The sequence below is a fragment of the Kordiimonas gwangyangensis DSM 19435 = JCM 12864 genome (assembly GCF_000375545.1).
GTDB classification, from domain to species: Bacteria; Pseudomonadota; Alphaproteobacteria; order Sphingomonadales; family Kordiimonadaceae; genus Kordiimonas; species Kordiimonas gwangyangensis.
In genome coordinates, this window is sequence record NZ_AQXF01000001.1 from 339921 (window position 1) to 356963 (window position 17043).

The window sequence follows — 17043 nt, forward strand, 5'->3', positions numbered from 1 at the left end:
ATGTCTGTTTGCATTTCATGGGCGAACTTTTAACAGCGTTATCAGGGGGTGTCGAGCGGAAAGGCGCGCAAATATGCGGCCTAGAGGCCACCCAGAATGCGGCGTTTTTTAGCGTCCGATATGATGTCCGGCGTCTGCTTGCGGCGGTCCACACCACCAGGTGGCGGCACGTTGCGCACGCGGCGATCCGGGCCATTAAAGGCGGTACACTGCACAATGGCGCGGGTATCTGCCGCCGCATCCTCAATCGCCTTCATCAGCGACGCGCCCGAGAATGGCATGACGGCAATCTTGGTAGCGCCCGCATCACGTGCCTGCAGCACGGTTTTCTGGTCAGGCGCATGAAGGCCGAAAATGATGGGTGCCACCGCCATTGGCGTGTTGGTCAGCCGCAGGAAACGGCAAAAATCCACACCGCCAAGGTCCGGGAAATCTTCTGCAATGATGATGAGGTTGTAGGACCGCGTCTGCATCTGCTCAACCGCGTCGCGGTTGTCCTTGGGCGCAAAAACACCGCCCACGCGGCTGCGCATCAGCACGTCCTTGAGGCTTTCTGACGCTTGCTGGTTTCCAAGCGCCAAAAGGATATGAAGTTTGTCTAGCGGCGTGCCGGGCATGGTCGCCATCCTCCCAAAACGTGTAGCACCACCCTAGGTGCTAAAATCTTAACAACAGTTAAAGCGGGAGGATGCAAGATTCATCTTATCAGATTATTACGGCTGTTGCTGCCTTCTTTTGCGCCGAAGCAGGTTCAGTAGCTCCACACCGAGCGAATAGAGCATGGCAAAGTAGATATAGCCCTTCGGCACATGGAAACCGAGGCCTTCCGCCACAAGGAACACGCCAATCAGCATGATGAAGCTGAGTGCGAGAATCTTGAGCGTGGGGAAGCGCTCAATGAAGGACGCGATATAGCCGCTTGAGAACATCATGACGAGCATGGCAACCGTCATGGCGGCAATGATGACCGGAATGTGGTCTGTCATGCCCACGGCGGTCATCACGGAATCGAACGAGAAGACGATATCGATCACAACCACTTGCGCCACAACCGCGAACATCCCGCCGGAGACTGATCTGGCGGCTTCTTTCTTTTCACCCGTGACTTCATCGTGGATGCTGTTGGTACCTTTATAGAGCAGGAAACCGCCACCCAGCAGCATGAGGATATCCTTGCCCGATAGCTCCTGATCGAAAATGACGAACCAAGGCTCCTGCAGGCTGATGATCCATGCCACACCCAGCAGAAGAGCAATGCGCATGACAAGCGCAAGCGACAGGCCGAGCATACGGGCGCGCTTGCGCTCCCCTTCCGGCAGGTGACCGACAAGAAGCGCGATGAAAACCACGTTATCGATACCGAGGATAACCTCAAGCGCGGTCAGCGTGAGAAAGCTTACCCACACGTGGTAATCAAGCAGCAGTTCCATGAAGCCCCCTATGGTTCAAATGCTCATGCCCGCCAGCTTGGCGGGCAAAAGCGGCAAATCGGTGACACGGCGTCAGCCGCGTGCGCACACATGCGGCTCGGGAAAGAGCGACAGGTAGCGCTCGAGCGTTGGATGTCCAAGCCGGTCAGCCGCGTTTTCCGGTTCCGCCAGTACGATTCTCGCGGTCCTGCCGTCCCGCGCGATTTGCGCCTTCAGGGAATCGAGACCGTCGAACTTCTGCTCGGGCCGCAGGAAGGCCACCAGCTCGGCGCGCAGGTGCTTGCCGTAAAGGTCGCCTTTAAAATCAAATAGATGCACTTCCATCAGCACGTCACGTTTATCGAATGTCGGCCGGTTACCGATGTTGGCGACACCTGTGTAAACGCTGTCGTCACCTTCCACATGCACGCGCACGGCATAAACACCCAGCCTGGGCTGCAGGCTTTCGCCCAGCTCCACATTGGCGGTCGGGAAGCCGATGGTGCGGCCGCGCTGGTCACCTTGTGTGACCCGGCCATTGATCGACCACCAGTGACCGAGGAGCGCGGCTGACTTGCGCGCTTCACCCGCCTTGAGCGCCTGACGCACAAGGGTAGAGCTGTAGATCTCACCGGCATAACCCTCAAGGCCCACGGTCACAGGCTTGATGACACTGAGGCCAAAGCCTTCCATCTCACCCATCCAGCCCAGCACATCGGTGCCGCCACCACGGCCCTTGCCAAAACGGTAGTCATAGCCGACACACACGTGTTTGGCGTCAAGCCCATCCACAAGGATGTCGACAACAAAATCCTGCGCTGTTTTGGATGCGAGGGATTTATCGAACGGCAGCACGAGAAGCTGGTCAACACCAAAGTCCGCCAGCAGTTGCGCGCGTTCCCGGAACGGGGTCAGTCGGAAGGCTGGCGCGTTTGGCGCGAAGAAGCTGACGGGGTGCGGTTCCGTGACCACCACGGTCAAGTTGAGGCCCATGGCGCGGGCAAGCCGCCCCGCTTCGCCAATGACCACCTGGTGTCCACGGTGGAAACCGTCAAAATTACCAAGCGCCACGACAGAGCCGCGCTCGGAGGGTTTCACTTCGTCAATATGGCGGTAAAGGCGCATGGAATGCCCTGTGGTTCCTTCTGGTATCACCTGTGCCGGCAGCGCTTCAAGGGCGCCTGTTTATTCAACCGGTCGGCTGGGGACATACACGATTGCGTCGCCCACGACCACCAATTTATCCCCAACCGTGCAGGCGGTCTTGAACACAACGCGGTTCTTCTCGCTCACAAGGTCCGTCACCTCCACGCTGGCTTCCACTTCGTCGCCAAGGCGCACCGGCGCGATGAATTTTGTGCTTTGGCTCACGAACACAGCGCCGATACCCGGCAGCCGCGTGCCGAGAACGGCAGAGATGAAGCTGGCGCCAAGCGCGCCGTGGGCAATACGCTCGCCAAACCGTGTGGTGGCCGCATAATCGGCGTCAAGATGGAGCGGGTTATTGTCGCCCGACACTTCTGCGAAGGCTTCCACCAGTTCGGGCGTTACCTTGCGCTTCAGCGACTCACGCTGGCCGACCTTGATATCGTTGAAATAGTGCTGGGCTACCACCTGTTGTCCTCCCGGGTGGAAAATTTGACGAAAATTTCAGGCAACGCCATGGTGGCGGCCTGTTTTTTATGCCTCACATGCAGGCAAAACTTCTCTATCACGCATGCTTGCCCGTCGGAAGTATTTGAATTGTCGTCACCTTTGGGTTAACCAATTCTTCATTAGATCGGGTCTAGTGTCCCGACAAAGGGAATTGAAAGGTGCCGGGGTTCGGCATCTTAGGTGCGAAATCATTAACTGAGGAATTATCATGGCCGTTGATTTGGGTATGCCGATCCTGATCGTCGACGACTACAAGACAATGCTCCGCATTGTTCGCAACCTGCTGAAACAGTTGGGCTTCAATAACGTAGACGAAGCGACCGACGGCGCCATGGCGCTTGAAAAAGCACGGGCCAAATCCTACGGCCTGATCATCTCTGACTGGAACATGGAACCCATGACCGGTTATGAGCTCTTGAAAGAAGTTCGCGCCGACAACCAGCTCAAGGGTACGCCCTTCATCATGGTAACGGCAGAATCCAAGACGGATAACGTGATCGCGGCCAAAAAAGCGGGCGTGAACAACTATATCGTCAAGCCGTTTAACGCAGCAACGCTCAAGCAAAAACTGGTGGCGGTGCTCGGAGAGTTCTAATGACTGCCGAACAGCTTCCGAAACAGATTGAGCTTCTTGTCGATAGTTTACGGAAGCAGAAAACTGCGCAACTTTCACTAACCGACGTCGCGTCGGTTACTGAAGTGCTGATCGGAACGATGAGCGTGTTCTTCCGCTCCATCGATACCTCGATCTATCGCGAATGCCGCTCGCTCAGCGACTATATCCATAACGCACGCAAGGAAATCGCGGCTCTCCAGCCCGGTGACCTTGAAAGCGCACGCATTCCTCGCGCGGGCCTTGAGCTCGATGCCATTGTGGCGCAGACCGAGGAAGCAACCAACACCATCATGGAAGCGGCCGAGGAGATCATGGGCCTCGATCCTGACGACAAGGACAACTATGTTGCCAAAAGTCAGGATGCAGTTATGCGCATCTTCGAAGCCTGCTCCTTCCAGGACATCACCGGCCAGCGTATCTCGAAAGTGGTAGAGACCCTCTCCCATATTGAAAAACGTGTGCTTGAGCTCCGTAACCTCCTTGGCGTAACCGAAGAGGATATCGAACAAGCCAAAGCCGACCACGTTCAGGAAACTGTTGAGAGTGGCGACAAGGCACTGCTGTCGGGCCCGGCCCTCAAGGGTGAAGGCATCGACCAGTCTGAGGTGGACGCTTTGATGGGTGGTGCAGCCGCCGCTGCAGCAGCGCCAGCACCGGCTCCTGCTCCGGCGCCCGCCCCGGCTCCTGCTCCGGCTCCGGCCCCCGCGCCAGAACCGAAGGCAGAAGCGCCAAAAGCCGTGAGCCCCAAACAGCTCGACAAGATGTTCGAAGAAGATTTCGACCCCATGGCCGAACTGGAAGCCAAAGAAGCAGCGAAAGCTGAAGAAGAGGCAGCCCGGAAAAAAGCCGAGGAAGAGAAAAAGGCCAAAGCTGAAAAAGCCGCCAAGAAGGAAGAGGAAATCAACCTCAAATCCGGCGAGGAAGTCAGCCAGGACGATATCGACGCCCTGTTCGGCTAGACGGGCTTCCTACCAGACCAAGCTTTCAAGAACGGCGTGGGGAACTGCCTTCCCTGCGCCGAAAATCTGTTTGAAGGTACCTACTGGCACACTGCCGCCTTGAGCTGCCGCGCTGAGGGCGGGTAGGTCGTCCCTGTGGATGCCGCCAGCGATGAACATTCCGCAGTAACCGGCAGCATGCGCGCCTGCCATATCGGTCTGCAGGCTGTCGCCGATCATCATGACCTGATCGCCCTTGAGCGAACCGGGGGCAATGCCAACCTCCGGCAGGCAGGCTTCAAGCGCGCTCGCCATGGGTTTGCCGAACCAGTGCACCTCGCCGCCCATCTCTGCGTAAAGGTCAGCGATGGAACCAGCGCAGAGGTACAGTTTCTCGCCCACATGCACCACACGGTCCGGGTTGGCGCATAGGAACGGTACACCGCGTGAGGCAGCGCCTGCGAGCCAACCACGATGGCTTTCAACATCAAAGAAATCCAGATCAGTGGCGAGGATGATATCCGCCTCATCCGGTGTTTTGACGATATCAACCGGCAGGCCGTCCACCGTGTTGTGGTCGCTCTCCGGCCCCAGATGGTAGAGCGCGGCACCCTGATAGCGTTCCCGCACCTCGTCGCGGGCGAGGCCGCCTGAGGTGACGATATAGTCCGTCAGCGCCTCGGGCATGCCCATCTTGAGGAGGAGCGCACGAACGTGTGTGCGTGGGCGCGGCGCGTTCGAGAGGAAGACCGTGCGCAGGCCAGCACCCCGCGCGCGCTCAATGGCGTCCACCGCACCGGTATTCAGGTGAATGCCGTCATGCATCACCCCCCACAGGTCACAGATAATCAGGGACAGCTCGTCCTTATAGGCGCTGAGGCCTGCGCCCAGTTTGACGTGTTCACCCTCTCGGTTCGGCATAAGATACTCTGGCTTAGAAGTTACAGTTCGCGGTTCATGTCGTTTGCGGCGGTCGGCTCCCCGAACAGGTACCCTTGCGCAAACTCCACCCGTGATTCGAGGGCCTGCAGCACCATGTCCTCGGTCTCGATCCGGCTGGCGATAAGCTGCATGCCGTTCCGGCGCAGGAAGGATTTGAAGGCTTCGGTGTCGCCGTCCTCAGGGTGCGCGGTCATCAGGTCGCCAATGTCGGCCTTGATGAACTGGAACTTGCGGTCGCCGAGGAGCGCGAAATCGAGGTTGAAGTCTTTCACCAGATCCATGGAGAAACCAAAGCCCTTACGGCCAAGGGTCAATAGCCGGTCCTTCACGTCACCGTCGAGGGTCATATAGTCTTCCTGCGCGATCTCGAACACCAGCCGGTCGCGGAATTCCTCGTTCGCGGTCATGAAGTCGATGAACTGCGGGAAAAACTCGTCATCCGACATGGAGTATTTCGACATATTGCAGAAGAAGCGCACATCCGGGCGGCGTTTGCCCATGCGGCGCACCAGCTGGATAAGCCGGAACAAAAGCAGGTTATCAATGGTGCCGATAAGCCCCTTGCTTTCCGCCACCTTCATATATTGGCGCGGCAGCACAATACGGCCCTCATCATCCCGCACGCGGCTGAAGCATTCATAATGCACGGTGCGGCGCGACGGCAGCGCCACTATGGGCTGCAGGTACAGGTCCACCCGGTTTTCCGATAGCGAATTGCGCACGACGGACAAGAGCTGGTCTTCGCGCTTGATCAGGCGGATCGGCGCTTTCTTGCGGGTCATGCCGCGCGGCACCGCCTTGCCGGTCGGACGCGGTGTGGTGTCATCAAGCGAGTTGATGTCCACCTCTTCCTCGTCACCGCTATCAACCTCGTCGCGGCCCTCGTCCACCACGGCAAGCGCGGCTTCTTCGGGCGTGAGGTCAAGTTCTTCAATCTCCGCCTGGCTCATTGGCTCCTCAGCCGGTTCAGGCGCGGGCGCTGGTTCTTTCTCGGTCACTTCCTCAGCCGGAGTCAGAGCAAGGGTCTTGTCGTCCTTGGCAGGCTTGTCACCTTTTGCGGGCTTCGCGGCTTTAGGCTTGGCGGTCAGTTCCACCTCACGCTCCATGACCTGAGTGAGAAGCGTGTGCAATACCTTGAGTTCAGAGACCAGCTGGTCACTTTTCTCGTCGCCCTTTTCGCCATGCCTGCGGGTGCGTTCAAGGTCCTTCCTCAGGATCAGCACCATGTCTTCAAGCTTCTCGATACGGCTTTCCGCATCTTTTTCCGCCCGGCGCGCAATCAGCCAGACCTGAACCTGCCAAGCGGTGAAAAACACCACGAGACCAAGAACATAGGCGAGATCGGCCGACATACCGAAGGCGCGCGGCGGCACAATGGCAATCGCCAGCCCCAGCACAGCATAGGATATCAGCAGCAAAATCTGTGTCACGATGGACATCGGTGGCAGGTCCCCTGTTCACTTTCCCCGTTATGAGGTGCCATGCTGGCACAAGCCGGTGGCAAGGTTAAGACTTTTGTTGCATGATGCACGCCATAGGCGGGTGAGACTTGGTCTGGCATAGTTAGTGTCACGAGGCTGCCCAACTTGGGTGCGACAGTATCCATCCGGCCCCATGTTTCGGGGTGATAATATGCGGCCGGCATACAAGGGAGATAGACGTGATGAAGAAGTTTTTGCTGCTTGTGCTGGTCCTCATTGTTGCCGGCGGAGCCTTCGCTTACTACAAGCTCGATACCATCGTGAAATCCGGCGTGGAAACACAGGGGCCTGAAGTCCTCAAGGTGCCGGTCAATGTCAAAAGCGTTTCACTCTCTCCCTTCTCCGGAACCATTGGTGTGAACGGCCTTGCCATCGGCCAGCCCGAAGGTTTTGGTGACGGCCAAATCGCCTCCCTCGAAGGTTTCGATATGAAGGTGCGCACGGACACGCTCTTCTCCGACCATATCATCATTGATGAAATCAAGGTTGAAGCACCGAAGCTCGATATCCGCGCAAAGGGCCGCGAAACCAACTTCCAGGCGCTGCAGAAAGCCATTGGCATGCAGTCCTCCAGTGAGCCATCCAACATGACGCTGACCATCAAGAAGATGACCATCGAAGGGCCGGAAATCGCTGTGCTCACCGAAGGCGGCATGATGAATGTGGATGAGCGCATCAAACTGGCCGACTTCACCATCACCGACCTCGGCACCGACGAAAAAGGCCTTGCACCGAGCGAGATCGCTCGCCATGTGATGGCGGTGCTTGAGCCACAAATCGCGCAGGCGCTTATCAAGGTGCAGGCGTCAGGCAAATTGCAGGATCTGGCGAAAGATGCAGGCGGGACGCTCGAAAAAGGCATTGGCAGCCTTGTGGGCAAGCTGAAGAAGAAATCTGACGAAAAAGACGAAGACGGCAATAACTGATTGATTTCTGGACGCAACAGTCCAATATTCGCTCGACCTACAGGGAGATCACTATGTCACTGGAAAAAATTACTGACGAAATCCGCGGCCGCGTCGGCGCGCATTCGCCCATCGCAGCCATCATCAAGTTCGATTTTGGCGATGACGGTGTCGTGCGTATTGACGGCAAATCCTCGCCGACCGTTGTGGACAATGCTGACACCGAAGCAGACTGCACGGTGAAAACCACGATGGAAAACTTCATCAAGATCGCGGAAGGCGACCTGAATCCGCAGATGGCCTTCATGACTGGCAAACTGCGTGTTGAAGGCGACATGAGCCTCGCGATGCAGCTTGGTTCCATCCTCGGTTAATCGGGTCTGGCATCAGCTATGTTTGAAAAGTTTCGCAGCGCCATCATCGGCATCAGCCTTATTGTCATCATGGTTGGCATCGGGGCCTATCTCATGGTGCAGATGGGGAGCGGCGACAAGCTCTTCGGAGGTAAGGATGGTTCCTTGCCTCCGGTTGAGTTCAGCGCGCTTGACCGCGCGTTTGGCGAAGCAAGTTTCCTCCTTTGTGATGAGGATATGTGCCCGAATGCTGCGACCGATGGGCCAGCGCCGCAGTTTGAAGTGAACGCACAAACGCTCCGCCTCGCCATTGTCGACTATGCCGACAATATGCCCACCATCAACACCTTCCGCTTCGACCCGATGAACAACCAGTTCGACTTCACCGAACGGCTGCCGGGCGAAAGCCTGCCATCAGTGGTGACGGTGCGCATTTATGATGTGAACGGCTACGCCTCCAAGCTTGCCGTCTATAGCCGCACACCTGTTGGCAACACCACCGCACGCGACCATGAAGAGCGCATCACCCGGTGGCTGCGCATGATTGAACAGCGCCTCTAGAGCTTCCTGTATTACCGTCAAACACGGGAAAGTGCCGTCAGTAGTCGGCGCTATCAAACTCGTCATCAAGCTGATCAACACGCGTCGCTGAGGCGAAGCCACCGCTGGCTTCGCTGCCTGCCACTGCATCTACGCTATTCTGTGCCTGACCATAGGCTCCTGCAGCTGCCGAAGCGGAACTGCGGGCCTGCTCGCTCGCAACAATCCGCGCGAAGGCAATGGTTTCACGCACGCTGGCGGCGGCGCTCAGGTAGCTGTCCCGTGCGCGGCCAAGGCTTGAGATTGGTGGCAGTGGGGCACCCGCTTCCTGCGTGCGGGTTTCGGCAAGGATGAACTGCACACCGGTTGACAGCATGCCGCGCCCTTGCGGTTGCTGCGGCCGCGCGGCGACAGGCGCCACACTTGCAGCAACAACGTTTGAGGCACTTTCGAATCCGCGTGCAAAATCGCCCGAGCGCGCTTCACTGGCCCCGAAAGGTCGGGACGGCGCACGGTCGTTTCTTGTTACCTGTGTCGCGGCACGCGACTGCATGGCAAATGCAGCATCCGCCATTCAAGCACCCATTTCTATTCACCCACCAGCAATTTAACCTACAGACGAGGCATCTGGCAACGCAGAAACGGCAGAAAACGGCGATTGAGTGCTGGCAAGGCCTTCCTGCCTGTGCTATCGCTCAGGCCACATAGGGTGTGTTTCACCCGGCCAGCCGGGCTAACTGGTGGCAGGGGAAGGTGCCTGAGGGGAGGTCGCGTTATTCGCGGCAAAAAGTACATACAAAGAAAAAGCAAAGCGAAGAGTAGAGATGGATAACAACACGCTCGCCATTTACATTCACGAACTTCGGAACCAGTGCCTGCACACCGAAGCTGCGTTCAGCATTTTTAACCAGGCCATGAACAACCGGGCCGGTGCTGGCATCCTTTATGGTGGCCAAAGCATCCTTATTCCAGGTAGCCAGATCGCCTCGATCCTGTGGCCGACGCGGGCCCGCGCTCGCGGCCGTGGTGAAGCGCTCCGCAAGGTGCTGGCGCTGGATGAGAAACACCCGCTCAATGACCGCCGCCTGTGCGAGCTTTGGGAACGTTCCGACGAGAAGTTCGAGGAATGGATCGCCCAGACCAAAGGCCAGCAGGTCATTTTCGACTTCGTCGGTGACCCGGCAACCGTAGGCGACGGCAAGACGCCGGATGCTTGCATCTACCGCGCCTATAACCCGGCTACCCGTGTCTACTGGTACCGCGGTGTCGCCTATAACCTGCAAGCTGTTGCGAACGCCCTGTCGGACGTGGCCAAGCGTGTGAACAATGTGTACGCGCAGATGTTCCCGGAGCAGGCCAAGGCTGAAGCAGAAGCCCGCCGCCGCATGATGGAAGCGCAGCAAGCGGCCCAAGCTGGCGCGACTGCCGCTGAAGGCGCGGCCCCAGCTGCAGCCAATGACGCAGCAGAAAAGCCGAAAGCCGAAGCGAAGCCGAAGAAAAAGGCTGCCAAAAAATCGGCTAAATCCGAGTAGAGATTACAATGCGCGGGAGGTGACTTCGCCTCCCGCGCTTGTTACCGCTCGGATCGTTTGCGCAAGCCGACAAATTGAGTATCATGTGGCCCGCGCAAGCATGAGTAACGCACCAGAATAAGGACCTGTGCACCGATGAAAAAACACCTGTCTTTTGTATTTGCCGCTGCACTTGTGGGAAGCATGCCCGCCATGGCACTCGACTGTGGTGAGCCGCCGCTCGAGCAGCCATTTGTACCAAGCGGTGTCAATGCGACATCCGATGACATCCGCGATGCGCGTGATGCTGTGCTCGGCTACTCAAAAAAAGTTGATGAATATCTTTCCTGTATGGACCAGCGTGCTGCGGTGATCGTGCCTTACCTCACCAAGGAACAGAAAACCCGCTGGGATGAGGACCTGACCAACATCCACAACACGCGCCGCGACCTGCAGATCAAGCTCAATGAAGCGATCCGCGCGTACCGCCGTCAGGACAGCTAAGGCCCGCAAGGCTTCAAACATTCGTTTGCGAGGGGCTCATTCGGGCCCCTTTTTTGTTTTTATGGACGCACCCGTCCAGAAAATTTGACTGTTCCCCCTCCCCGCCCCATCTTCATGTGCAAAGGTCCATAAAAAGGGGGATGAACATGCTTGCACGCCGTGCTGTCTATGATGAAGAACATCATATTTTCCGCGATGCCGTCCGTAAATTTTTCCAAACCGAAGCCACGCCAAACGGCGAAGCCTGGGCAAAAGCCGGGCAAGTCCCGCGGGAATTCTGGAACAAGGCGGGCGAAGCCGGACTCCTGTGCCCGCAACTGCCGGAGGAATACGGCGGCGTGGGCGGTGACTACCGCCTGAACTGCATCATCAACGAGGAGCAGGTCTATAACCGTGGCGGCGGCGCGGGCCTTGCCGTGCATTCGGATATCGTCGCGCCCTACCTGCTGCACTATGGCTCACAGGATCTCAAGGAACGTATCCTGCCCAAAATGGCGACGGGCGAGATGGTCGGCGCCATCGCCATGACCGAACCGGGCACCGGCTCCGACCTTCAGGGCATCAAGACCACCGCCAAGCTTGACGGTAACCACTATGTGGTCTCGGGTTCCAAGACTTTCATTTCGAACGGCCAGAACTGCGATTTTGTTATCGTGGCGTGCAAGACCAACCCGAAGGAAGGCGCCAAGGGCGTGAGCCTTGTCGTGGTGGAATGCGACCGGGAGGGTTTCCGCCGCGGCCGCAACCTAGATAAGATCGGCCAGCATTCGTCCGATACGTCTGAGCTGTTTTTTGACGAAGTGCGCGTGCCCGCCACCAACCTTATCGGGCAGGAAGGCGCGGGTTTCATGTACCTTATGCAGCAATTGCCGCAGGAGCGGCTTTCCATCGGCGTGATCGCCATGGCAGGCGCCCAGCGCGCGTTTGACATCACGCTTGATTATGTGAAGGAACGCCAGGCCTTTGGCCGCCCCATCGCAGCCTTCCAGAACACCCGCTTCAAGCTGGCGGAAATGAAGACCGAAATTGAAGTGGGCTGGGCCTTTATCGACCAGTGCCTTGCCCGCCATATCAAGGGCGAGCTGGACCCCGTGGGCGGTGCCATGTCCAAACTGTGGACCACCGAGATGCAGGGCCGCGTGGTGGACACCTGCGTGCAGCTGCACGGTGGTTACGGCTTTATGGCGGAATATGAAATCGCGCATCATTTCACCGACAGCCGGGTGCAGCGCATCTATGGCGGCACGTCCGAAATCATGAAAGAGCTGATCGGCCGCACGCTCTAGCCCCAGAAAACGCTGGCAAATCAATTGGGTGGTGACACAGCCGCCACCCAACCGCTAGGATGGCGGCGATCAATTCTCAAGGCCGGGGCCGCCATGTCCATTCCCAGACTGACAGCCGTTATATGCTTCGCAAATGAAGGCGAGGAGGTGGAAAACACCTGCCGCGGCATTCGCGAAACCTGTGGCGACGAGGTGGACATCCTCTTGATCAACGACGCCTCCACGGACGGTGTCGACTATGAAAGCGTAGCAGACCGCTACACTTGCCGCTATCTGGTAAACGACGAGCAGATCGGCCCTGCCCACGCGCGCCATAAAGGCGCCAGCTGGGCCCGAACCGACAATATCATTTTCCTTGATTCGCACATGCGCTTCTACAAGGAAGGCTGGCACCGCATCATCAACGAGATTGTCGATGACGACCCGGACGCGCTTTACTGCACCCGTAGCAGGCCGCTCAAGCGCGGCGGGGTGTATGACGGCGGTGTCGTGGGCCACGGCGCCAGCATGACCATGGAGACCGACAGTTTCCTCAGCTCCCTGCAGCCCAAGTGGAACATCAAACCGCTGGCAGAAACCGGCGCGTCCTACATTCCCTGTATCCTGGGCGGTAACTATGCCTCGCGGCGGGATTATTTCCTTGGTATTGGCGGCTATCGGGGCTTGCACCGCTATGGCGGCGAGGAAGCGCTGGTCAGCATCAAGTCATGGCTCGCGGGTGGTGGTTGCAAGCTGATTGAGGATGTGGAGATCGGCCATATCTACCGCGACGAGAAGGGTGCGCCGTGGAATGACAATATAAAATACTATCATTTCAACAAGTTATCGACGGCCTACACCCTGTTCGACACCCCACTTTTCGAGCGCTACAAAGCGCTGCTCCAGCGTGAGGGCACGGCAGAGGCTGCCATGAAGGTCTATGAGAGCCGGAAAAATTTTGTCGAGCGCGCCCGCTTCCTCTTTGAAAGCATCCGCAAGCACGATATCGCCTACTTCCGGGAGATCAATGACGCCTTCATCCGTGGTGAACGCATCACGCCGGAGCGGCTAACCAGCTGACATTAAAGGTGAAGCCGTCGCCTGTTCGTACGGCGTTGCAGGCCAGCATTCTTCATGCTAGACCGGGCAAAACACGACGATGAAACGGGGCGCTGCCCCGATGGAAACCAAAGGAATCCGAGCATGGCCCGCAAGAAAGTCACCCTGCAAGCAACCCTGCCGCACGGCACATTCTATTGGGTTACCGAGGTGGACGCGGGTTCAGAGGAAGAAGCCGTGGTAGCGGCTGAAAACCTGTTCATGGCGGAAATGGAAAACATCGACGAGTGGGAGTTTACCGACTTCGACGTCGCCCCCCTCTAGGCCTCAAGACGCCCTCAACACCCCAAAAACTGTGCATAATGTGTGCGAAAAGTGTGCGGGATCTGTGCGGAAACTGTGCGGAAAACCGGCCTTTTTGTGCGGAAACTGTGCGGCGCTTTTTCGCGCGCCTTGAAGCGGCATCAGGACGCTTCGCTACCCGCCTCGCACGCCGTCGCCGTGTTCGCGAGCCAGCGCTCCAGCGCGTCAAAAGACGCATCCCACTTCGCTTCGTGTTCCTCCATCTCACGGAAGAACCAGAAGCGTTTATTATAGGCCATCGGGCGGATAATTTCACTGACTTTCACATGGGTCGAACATTCGCCCTCAGGCTTCAGTTCAACGCGGAACCAGCGGTGGTCCTTGTCTGATTCCTGAATGGTGGCGAACACACGTTCGGGCAGCACTTCCTTGGTCTGCTCCACCGCGTGCCAGGCCTTGTAGCCCACTTTCCAGAAAATCAGCCGGGTAGAACCTGTCTCGGTCGGCTCGCCGGTCAGGCGCTGGACATCCACCAGCTGGCCCTGCCAGCGGATACGGCCCTTGTTGGAGGTGATCAGCGACCAGACATCGCTGGTGGCATAGGGCACCACCGCCTCTTGCTTGAGCTCGAACCCCGCATCGATGGCGACAATCGCCCGCACGGCAATGCCGACAAAAAGAGCCGCAAGAACCGCCACAACGGATTTGTGCAACAGGTTCCAGTCTTTGAAACGATCCTTCACTCTTTTTTGTCCTCTTGACCACAGGGCTGATGGCACCCACTTTATTCAAGCTTGCCCGCGATGCAAGGGCGGCATCAAACCTGGGGAGGGGTCATATGGCCATTACACTCGTAACAGCAAGCCTGATCGGGCTTTTGCTGATTTATCTTTCTGCCAATGTCTCGCGCGAGCGGGGACGCGCCAAAGTCTCGGTCGGGGACGGCGGTGACGAACAACTGATCAACGCCATCCGCGCACAGGGCAACCTGACGGAATTTGCGCCCGTAGCCCTGATCCTGCTCGGCCTTCTCGAATATCAGGGCACCAACCCGATTATCCTGATGGTCTTTGGCGCTGCTTTTGTGCTCGGTCGCCTGATGCACGGGCTGACCTTCGGCAAGTTTGAGGGCCGCAACCCTTACCGCTTCTGGGGCACCATCCTGTCGTGGCTGATGATCCTGCTCGCGAGCCTTCTGGGCCTCGCCAAAGGCTTCCACCTGTTTTAATGCATACGGATGGCGTGGCTTTCCATCACTTCAAAGCCGCGCCGCCCTTTCGAGAAGACCTGCACCTCGATGTCGTTGTTGCAGATTTCAATGACATTGAAACCGTTCTCCTGGCCGCGCAAGCGGGACGACAGCGCGGTTGACGCGCTGAGGAAAACGGTTTTGTGCCCGTCATCACCAAGCGTGGTCAGCGACGCATGGTGCACATGGCCCGTCAGTACCACATCCACCTTGAGGCGCCTCAGCGCTTCCTGCGCGCGTTTGGCACCGAACACCACCGTATCAAGAGGCGCATTCACCATGTCGTGGATGGGGTGGTGGAACACACACACGCGGTAACGCGCCGCGCTTTCCTCATACACATTTTCAAGCATATCCAGCTGATCGTCCGATATGGCGCCGTTGGCCCAGTTCCAGTGCGGCAAGGCTCGCCGCGCGGTATTGAGGCCGACCACCACCACATTGCCCGCCTCATAAACGGGGCACAGCTCCTCCCCGATATGGCGCCGGTAGCGGCGGTAGGGGTTGGTAAAGCGCTGCCACAGGTTATAGCGCGGGATATCATGGTTGCCCGGCACCACCAGCACCGGCGCTTCAAGGCTTTCAAGGAAATCATTCGCCGCGCGGAACTGGGTGCCGCTGCCCACCTGGGTCACGTCGCCGCTCACAACCACAAGGTCAGGCGTGGCCCGCATGATTATGGTCTTGAGGGCGTTCACCACGTCAGTGTCCTCGGTGCCGAAATGCAGGTCGGAAAGATGTACAATGCGCATGAAAGTCATCAGAAAATCGCCGTCCATGTTGAATAAAGCCCCCAAAGCGAGGCGAGGAAAATGAAAAAGGCGAACACCAGCATCAGCCCGTCCCGTCCCACAAGGCCAAGGCCAAGGAACAGGATGCCGGACGCCGGCAACGCCGCGAGGAAGGGGATGAACCCCATGATCATGATGCAGACGGAAAGCAATATCGCCATCACGGCAATCACCGGCTCAAACTCTTCCCGCGCGAAATATTTGAGCCGCGGGTAAATCACTTTGTCGACTCGTCTTGTGTAGGGTTTGGCCTTCTCAAGCGCGCTCAGGAACTTGTCGCGGCTGAAGGAAAACTCGGCCAGGCGTTTAGGAATCCATGGATGTTTGCGGCGGAAGAGAATCTGCAGCGACATCAGGATAACAATCAGTGCACACACATCCGGCATGCCGGGGATCGCCCCCGTGGGCAGGATGGTAATAAGCGCCGGACCAATGAGAAGCGGGCCAAACCCGCGGGAATTGAGCGCTTCAATCAGCGCATTCACGCTGATCTCGTCCCCCTCCGTGCCGTCCCGGATTGTATCGAGCGTGCCTGTGAGCGCATGTATATCAGCCATGACTGCCACCTTCAGCTTGAATGCCACCCGGTGCCGGTACAAGGAGGTTGAGCGCCTTCGGCTCACTCCTGAAATGAAGCGGCATCGTCACCGTGCGGGTTTCACCGTCGAGGGATATTAGCTCCTCTTTATGACCGGAATGCAGCACCATCTCGCGCGCTTGCCATTCACGCACAACGGGGTCGCGGCCCCAGCCGCCCGTGGGCAGGCTGAGGATAAGCCGCAGCTTGTCCCACGCGCTGGCGGGGGCGGCGGAATAGATGCCAAGCGCACCACCCTGAAGGCTGGTGCGGCGGAAACTTTCCATCATCCAGTTGCCGGATTTATCAAACGGGTTCGAGGACACCACCAGCATGGCGGTGTTGATGTGGCGTTTCTTACGGCCCATGGTCAGCCACACCCGGCGCTGGAACACGGGGTCCATCTTGTTGAACACAAAAGCGGTGAGACGCGGCAACAGCACCAGTTCGTGGGTGCCGCGGTTGGCTTCGCGGAAGGCCGAGCTTTCGGCCAGCATGCCAAGTGCCGCACAGCACAGGAACAGCTCCTCCCCGGCCCAGCCCACATCGATGGCCACTTCCTCGACCCCCGCCGCATAGGCCTTGAGGGCATCCTCAAGCGCGGGCGGGATGTTCATATCGCGTGCGAGCAGGTTCATGGTGCCAAGCGGCAGGATGCCGAACGGTTTCTTGCTTTCCAGCATATGTTCGGCACAGCATTTGATGGAACCATCGCCGCCACCAATCAACACGGGATGCTCGCCACCCGCCGCTTCACGCAGGCGTTCCGGCAGGTCATCAGGCGGCACGAATTCAAGCCGGTAAAGCGGCAGGCCGCTGGCTTCTACCGCTTGCTCGATGGCTTCACGCCCTGTTTTTCCGGCCGTGCCCGACCGTTCATTTATCAACAGATGGTAGGAAAAATCCTTCTGCATTCTCACTGTCGCTCCGGGTTATCCTCCCCC

At 58.1% G+C, this 17043-nt stretch carries 22 protein-coding genes; 11 read left to right on the top strand and 11 right to left on the bottom strand.

Annotated features, from left to right (window positions below; genetic code table 11):
• Nucleotides 1-80 precede the first annotated feature (80 nt).
• From B150_RS19270 to B150_RS0101525, 4 genes are all read right to left on the bottom strand, one after another.
• Nucleotides 81-617, bottom strand: coding sequence for a response regulator (locus B150_RS19270; RefSeq protein ID WP_020398107.1), 537 nt, complete (start codon nucleotides 615-617; stop codon nucleotides 81-83).
• A gap of 96 nt (nucleotides 618-713) precedes the next feature.
• Nucleotides 714-1430 carry a TerC family protein gene (locus tag B150_RS0101515; protein ID WP_020398108.1) on the bottom strand — a complete coding sequence of 239 codons (717 nt, stop codon included), beginning with the start codon at nucleotides 1428-1430 and terminating at the stop codon, nucleotides 714-716.
• Nucleotides 1431-1502: 72 nt separating this feature from the next.
• Nucleotides 1503-2534, bottom strand: a complete 1032-nt coding sequence (locus tag B150_RS0101520; protein WP_020398109.1) for a bifunctional riboflavin kinase/FAD synthetase — start codon at nucleotides 2532-2534, stop codon at nucleotides 1503-1505.
• A 60-nt stretch (nucleotides 2535-2594) separates the two neighbouring features.
• Nucleotides 2595-3023, bottom strand: coding sequence for a MaoC family dehydratase (locus B150_RS0101525; protein ID WP_020398110.1), 429 nt, complete (start codon nucleotides 3021-3023; stop codon nucleotides 2595-2597).
• A 250-nt stretch (nucleotides 3024-3273) separates the two neighbouring features.
• Between B150_RS0101525 and B150_RS0101530 the strand changes: the two genes are divergently transcribed.
• Both B150_RS0101530 and B150_RS19275 read left to right on the top strand, forming a co-directional pair.
• Nucleotides 3274-3660: a response regulator gene (locus B150_RS0101530; RefSeq protein WP_020398111.1), complete on the top strand. Its 387-nt coding sequence runs from the start codon at nucleotides 3274-3276 to the stop codon at nucleotides 3658-3660.
• Entirely contained in the window at nucleotides 3660-4640 is a 981-nt protein-coding gene (locus B150_RS19275; RefSeq protein ID WP_020398112.1) for a protein phosphatase CheZ, read from the top strand. The genes B150_RS0101530 and B150_RS19275 overlap by 1 nt, the downstream gene beginning before the upstream one ends.
• Before the next feature lie 9 nt (nucleotides 4641-4649).
• Here the strand turns inward: B150_RS19275 and B150_RS19280 are convergent, their stop codons facing one another.
• Both B150_RS19280 and B150_RS22050 read right to left on the bottom strand, forming a co-directional pair.
• Entirely contained in the window at nucleotides 4650-5540 is an 891-nt protein-coding gene (locus B150_RS19280; protein WP_020398113.1) for a TIGR01459 family HAD-type hydrolase, read from the bottom strand.
• 20 nt (nucleotides 5541-5560) lie between these two features.
• Nucleotides 5561-7000, bottom strand: coding sequence for an EAL domain-containing protein (locus B150_RS22050; RefSeq protein ID WP_020398114.1), 1440 nt, complete (start codon nucleotides 6998-7000; stop codon nucleotides 5561-5563).
• Between the two features lie 224 nt (nucleotides 7001-7224).
• Here B150_RS22050 and B150_RS0101550 point away from each other — a divergent pair, with 224 nt between their 5' ends.
• From B150_RS0101550 to B150_RS0101560, 3 genes are read left to right on the top strand one after another with little or no spacing between them, the layout of a single operon-like run.
• Complete coding sequence (locus B150_RS0101550) at nucleotides 7225-7968, top strand: DUF748 domain-containing protein (RefSeq protein WP_020398115.1); 744 nt, start codon at nucleotides 7225-7227, stop codon at nucleotides 7966-7968.
• A 53-nt stretch (nucleotides 7969-8021) separates the two neighbouring features.
• Complete coding sequence (locus B150_RS0101555; protein WP_020398116.1) at nucleotides 8022-8321, top strand: SCP2 sterol-binding domain-containing protein; 300 nt, start codon at nucleotides 8022-8024, stop codon at nucleotides 8319-8321.
• Nucleotides 8322-8339: 18 nt separating this feature from the next.
• Entirely contained in the window at nucleotides 8340-8861 is a 522-nt protein-coding gene (locus tag B150_RS0101560) for a hypothetical protein (protein WP_020398117.1), read from the top strand.
• 37 nt (nucleotides 8862-8898) lie between these two features.
• On the opposite strand, the gene B150_RS0101565 is transcribed toward B150_RS0101560, so the two are convergent.
• A complete protein-coding gene (locus B150_RS0101565; RefSeq protein WP_020398118.1) occupies nucleotides 8899-9414 on the bottom strand; it encodes a hypothetical protein in 516 nt (171 codons plus the stop codon).
• A gap of 250 nt (nucleotides 9415-9664) precedes the next feature.
• Here B150_RS0101565 and B150_RS0101570 point away from each other — a divergent pair, with 250 nt between their 5' ends.
• From B150_RS0101570 to B150_RS0101590, 5 genes are all read left to right on the top strand, one after another.
• Complete coding sequence (locus B150_RS0101570) at nucleotides 9665-10372, top strand: hypothetical protein (protein WP_020398119.1); 708 nt, start codon at nucleotides 9665-9667, stop codon at nucleotides 10370-10372.
• Between the two features lie 135 nt (nucleotides 10373-10507).
• Complete coding sequence (locus B150_RS0101575) at nucleotides 10508-10855, top strand: hypothetical protein (protein WP_020398120.1); 348 nt, start codon at nucleotides 10508-10510, stop codon at nucleotides 10853-10855.
• A 146-nt stretch (nucleotides 10856-11001) separates the two neighbouring features.
• A complete protein-coding gene (locus tag B150_RS0101580) occupies nucleotides 11002-12141 on the top strand; it encodes an acyl-CoA dehydrogenase family protein (protein ID WP_020398121.1) in 1140 nt (379 codons plus the stop codon).
• Nucleotides 12142-12234: 93 nt separating this feature from the next.
• Nucleotides 12235-13200: a glycosyltransferase gene (locus B150_RS0101585; RefSeq protein ID WP_020398122.1), complete on the top strand. Its 966-nt coding sequence runs from the start codon at nucleotides 12235-12237 to the stop codon at nucleotides 13198-13200.
• Nucleotides 13201-13323: 123 nt separating this feature from the next.
• Entirely contained in the window at nucleotides 13324-13503 is a 180-nt protein-coding gene (locus tag B150_RS0101590) for a hypothetical protein (protein ID WP_020398123.1), read from the top strand.
• Nucleotides 13504-13643: 140 nt separating this feature from the next.
• Here the strand turns inward: B150_RS0101590 and B150_RS0101595 are convergent, their stop codons facing one another.
• On the bottom strand, nucleotides 13644-14225 hold the full coding sequence (locus tag B150_RS0101595; RefSeq protein WP_020398124.1) for a hypothetical protein: 582 nt from the start codon (nucleotides 14223-14225) through the stop codon (nucleotides 13644-13646).
• A gap of 95 nt (nucleotides 14226-14320) precedes the next feature.
• Between B150_RS0101595 and B150_RS0101600 the strand changes: the two genes are divergently transcribed.
• Complete coding sequence (locus tag B150_RS0101600; RefSeq protein ID WP_020398125.1) at nucleotides 14321-14710, top strand: MAPEG family protein; 390 nt, start codon at nucleotides 14321-14323, stop codon at nucleotides 14708-14710.
• On the opposite strand, the gene B150_RS19290 is transcribed toward B150_RS0101600, so the two are convergent.
• The 3 genes from B150_RS19290 to B150_RS19300 are packed head-to-tail and all read right to left on the bottom strand — an operon-like array spanning nucleotide 14707 to nucleotide 17013.
• Nucleotides 14707-15510 (bottom strand): metallophosphoesterase family protein, encoded by an 804-nt coding sequence (locus B150_RS19290; protein WP_020398126.1) that lies wholly within the window; start codon nucleotides 15508-15510, stop codon nucleotides 14707-14709. The two genes, B150_RS0101600 and B150_RS19290, sit on opposite strands and share 4 nt — an antisense overlap.
• Complete coding sequence (locus B150_RS19295; protein WP_155859904.1) at nucleotides 15492-16079, bottom strand: exopolysaccharide biosynthesis protein; 588 nt, start codon at nucleotides 16077-16079, stop codon at nucleotides 15492-15494. The genes B150_RS19290 and B150_RS19295 overlap by 19 nt, the downstream gene beginning before the upstream one ends.
• Complete coding sequence (locus tag B150_RS19300; RefSeq protein WP_020398128.1) at nucleotides 16072-17013, bottom strand: diacylglycerol/lipid kinase family protein; 942 nt, start codon at nucleotides 17011-17013, stop codon at nucleotides 16072-16074. Before B150_RS19300 ends, B150_RS19295 begins: the two co-directional genes overlap by 8 nt.
• Nucleotides 17014-17043: the final 30 nt, after the last annotated feature.

Bases quoted from the DNA above. Each gene is read 5' to 3' on its own strand.
- B150_RS19270 (WP_020398107.1), bottom strand. From the start codon at position 617: ATGCCCGGCACGCCGCTAGACAAACTTCATATCCTTTTGGCGCTTGGA.
- B150_RS0101515 (WP_020398108.1), bottom strand. From the start codon at position 1,430: ATGGAACTGCTGCTTGATTACCACGTGTGGGTAAGCTTTCTCACGCTG.
- B150_RS0101520 (WP_020398109.1), bottom strand. From the start codon at position 2,534: ATGCGCCTTTACCGCCATATTGACGAAGTGAAACCCTCCGAGCGCGGC.
- B150_RS0101530 (WP_020398111.1), top strand. From the start codon at position 3,274: ATGGCCGTTGATTTGGGTATGCCGATCCTGATCGTCGACGACTACAAG.
- B150_RS19275 (WP_020398112.1), top strand. From the start codon at position 3,660: ATGACTGCCGAACAGCTTCCGAAACAGATTGAGCTTCTTGTCGATAGT.
- B150_RS19280 (WP_020398113.1), bottom strand. From the start codon at position 5,540: ATGCCGAACCGAGAGGGTGAACACGTCAAACTGGGCGCAGGCCTCAGC.
- B150_RS22050 (WP_020398114.1), bottom strand. From the start codon at position 7,000: ATGTCCATCGTGACACAGATTTTGCTGCTGATATCCTATGCTGTGCTG.
- B150_RS0101550 (WP_020398115.1), top strand. From the start codon at position 7,225: ATGAAGAAGTTTTTGCTGCTTGTGCTGGTCCTCATTGTTGCCGGCGGA.
- B150_RS0101555 (WP_020398116.1), top strand. From the start codon at position 8,022: ATGTCACTGGAAAAAATTACTGACGAAATCCGCGGCCGCGTCGGCGCG.
- B150_RS0101560 (WP_020398117.1), top strand. From the start codon at position 8,340: ATGTTTGAAAAGTTTCGCAGCGCCATCATCGGCATCAGCCTTATTGTC.
- B150_RS0101565 (WP_020398118.1), bottom strand. From the start codon at position 9,414: ATGGCGGATGCTGCATTTGCCATGCAGTCGCGTGCCGCGACACAGGTA.
- B150_RS0101570 (WP_020398119.1), top strand. From the start codon at position 9,665: ATGGATAACAACACGCTCGCCATTTACATTCACGAACTTCGGAACCAG.
- B150_RS0101575 (WP_020398120.1), top strand. From the start codon at position 10,508: ATGAAAAAACACCTGTCTTTTGTATTTGCCGCTGCACTTGTGGGAAGC.
- B150_RS0101580 (WP_020398121.1), top strand. From the start codon at position 11,002: ATGCTTGCACGCCGTGCTGTCTATGATGAAGAACATCATATTTTCCGC.
- B150_RS0101585 (WP_020398122.1), top strand. From the start codon at position 12,235: ATGTCCATTCCCAGACTGACAGCCGTTATATGCTTCGCAAATGAAGGC.
- B150_RS0101590 (WP_020398123.1), top strand. From the start codon at position 13,324: ATGGCCCGCAAGAAAGTCACCCTGCAAGCAACCCTGCCGCACGGCACA.
- B150_RS0101600 (WP_020398125.1), top strand. From the start codon at position 14,321: ATGGCCATTACACTCGTAACAGCAAGCCTGATCGGGCTTTTGCTGATT.
- B150_RS19290 (WP_020398126.1), bottom strand. From the start codon at position 15,510: ATGGACGGCGATTTTCTGATGACTTTCATGCGCATTGTACATCTTTCC.
- B150_RS19295 (WP_155859904.1), bottom strand. From the start codon at position 16,079: ATGGCTGATATACATGCGCTCACAGGCACGCTCGATACAATCCGGGAC.
- B150_RS19300 (WP_020398128.1), bottom strand. From the start codon at position 17,013: ATGCAGAAGGATTTTTCCTACCATCTGTTGATAAATGAACGGTCGGGC.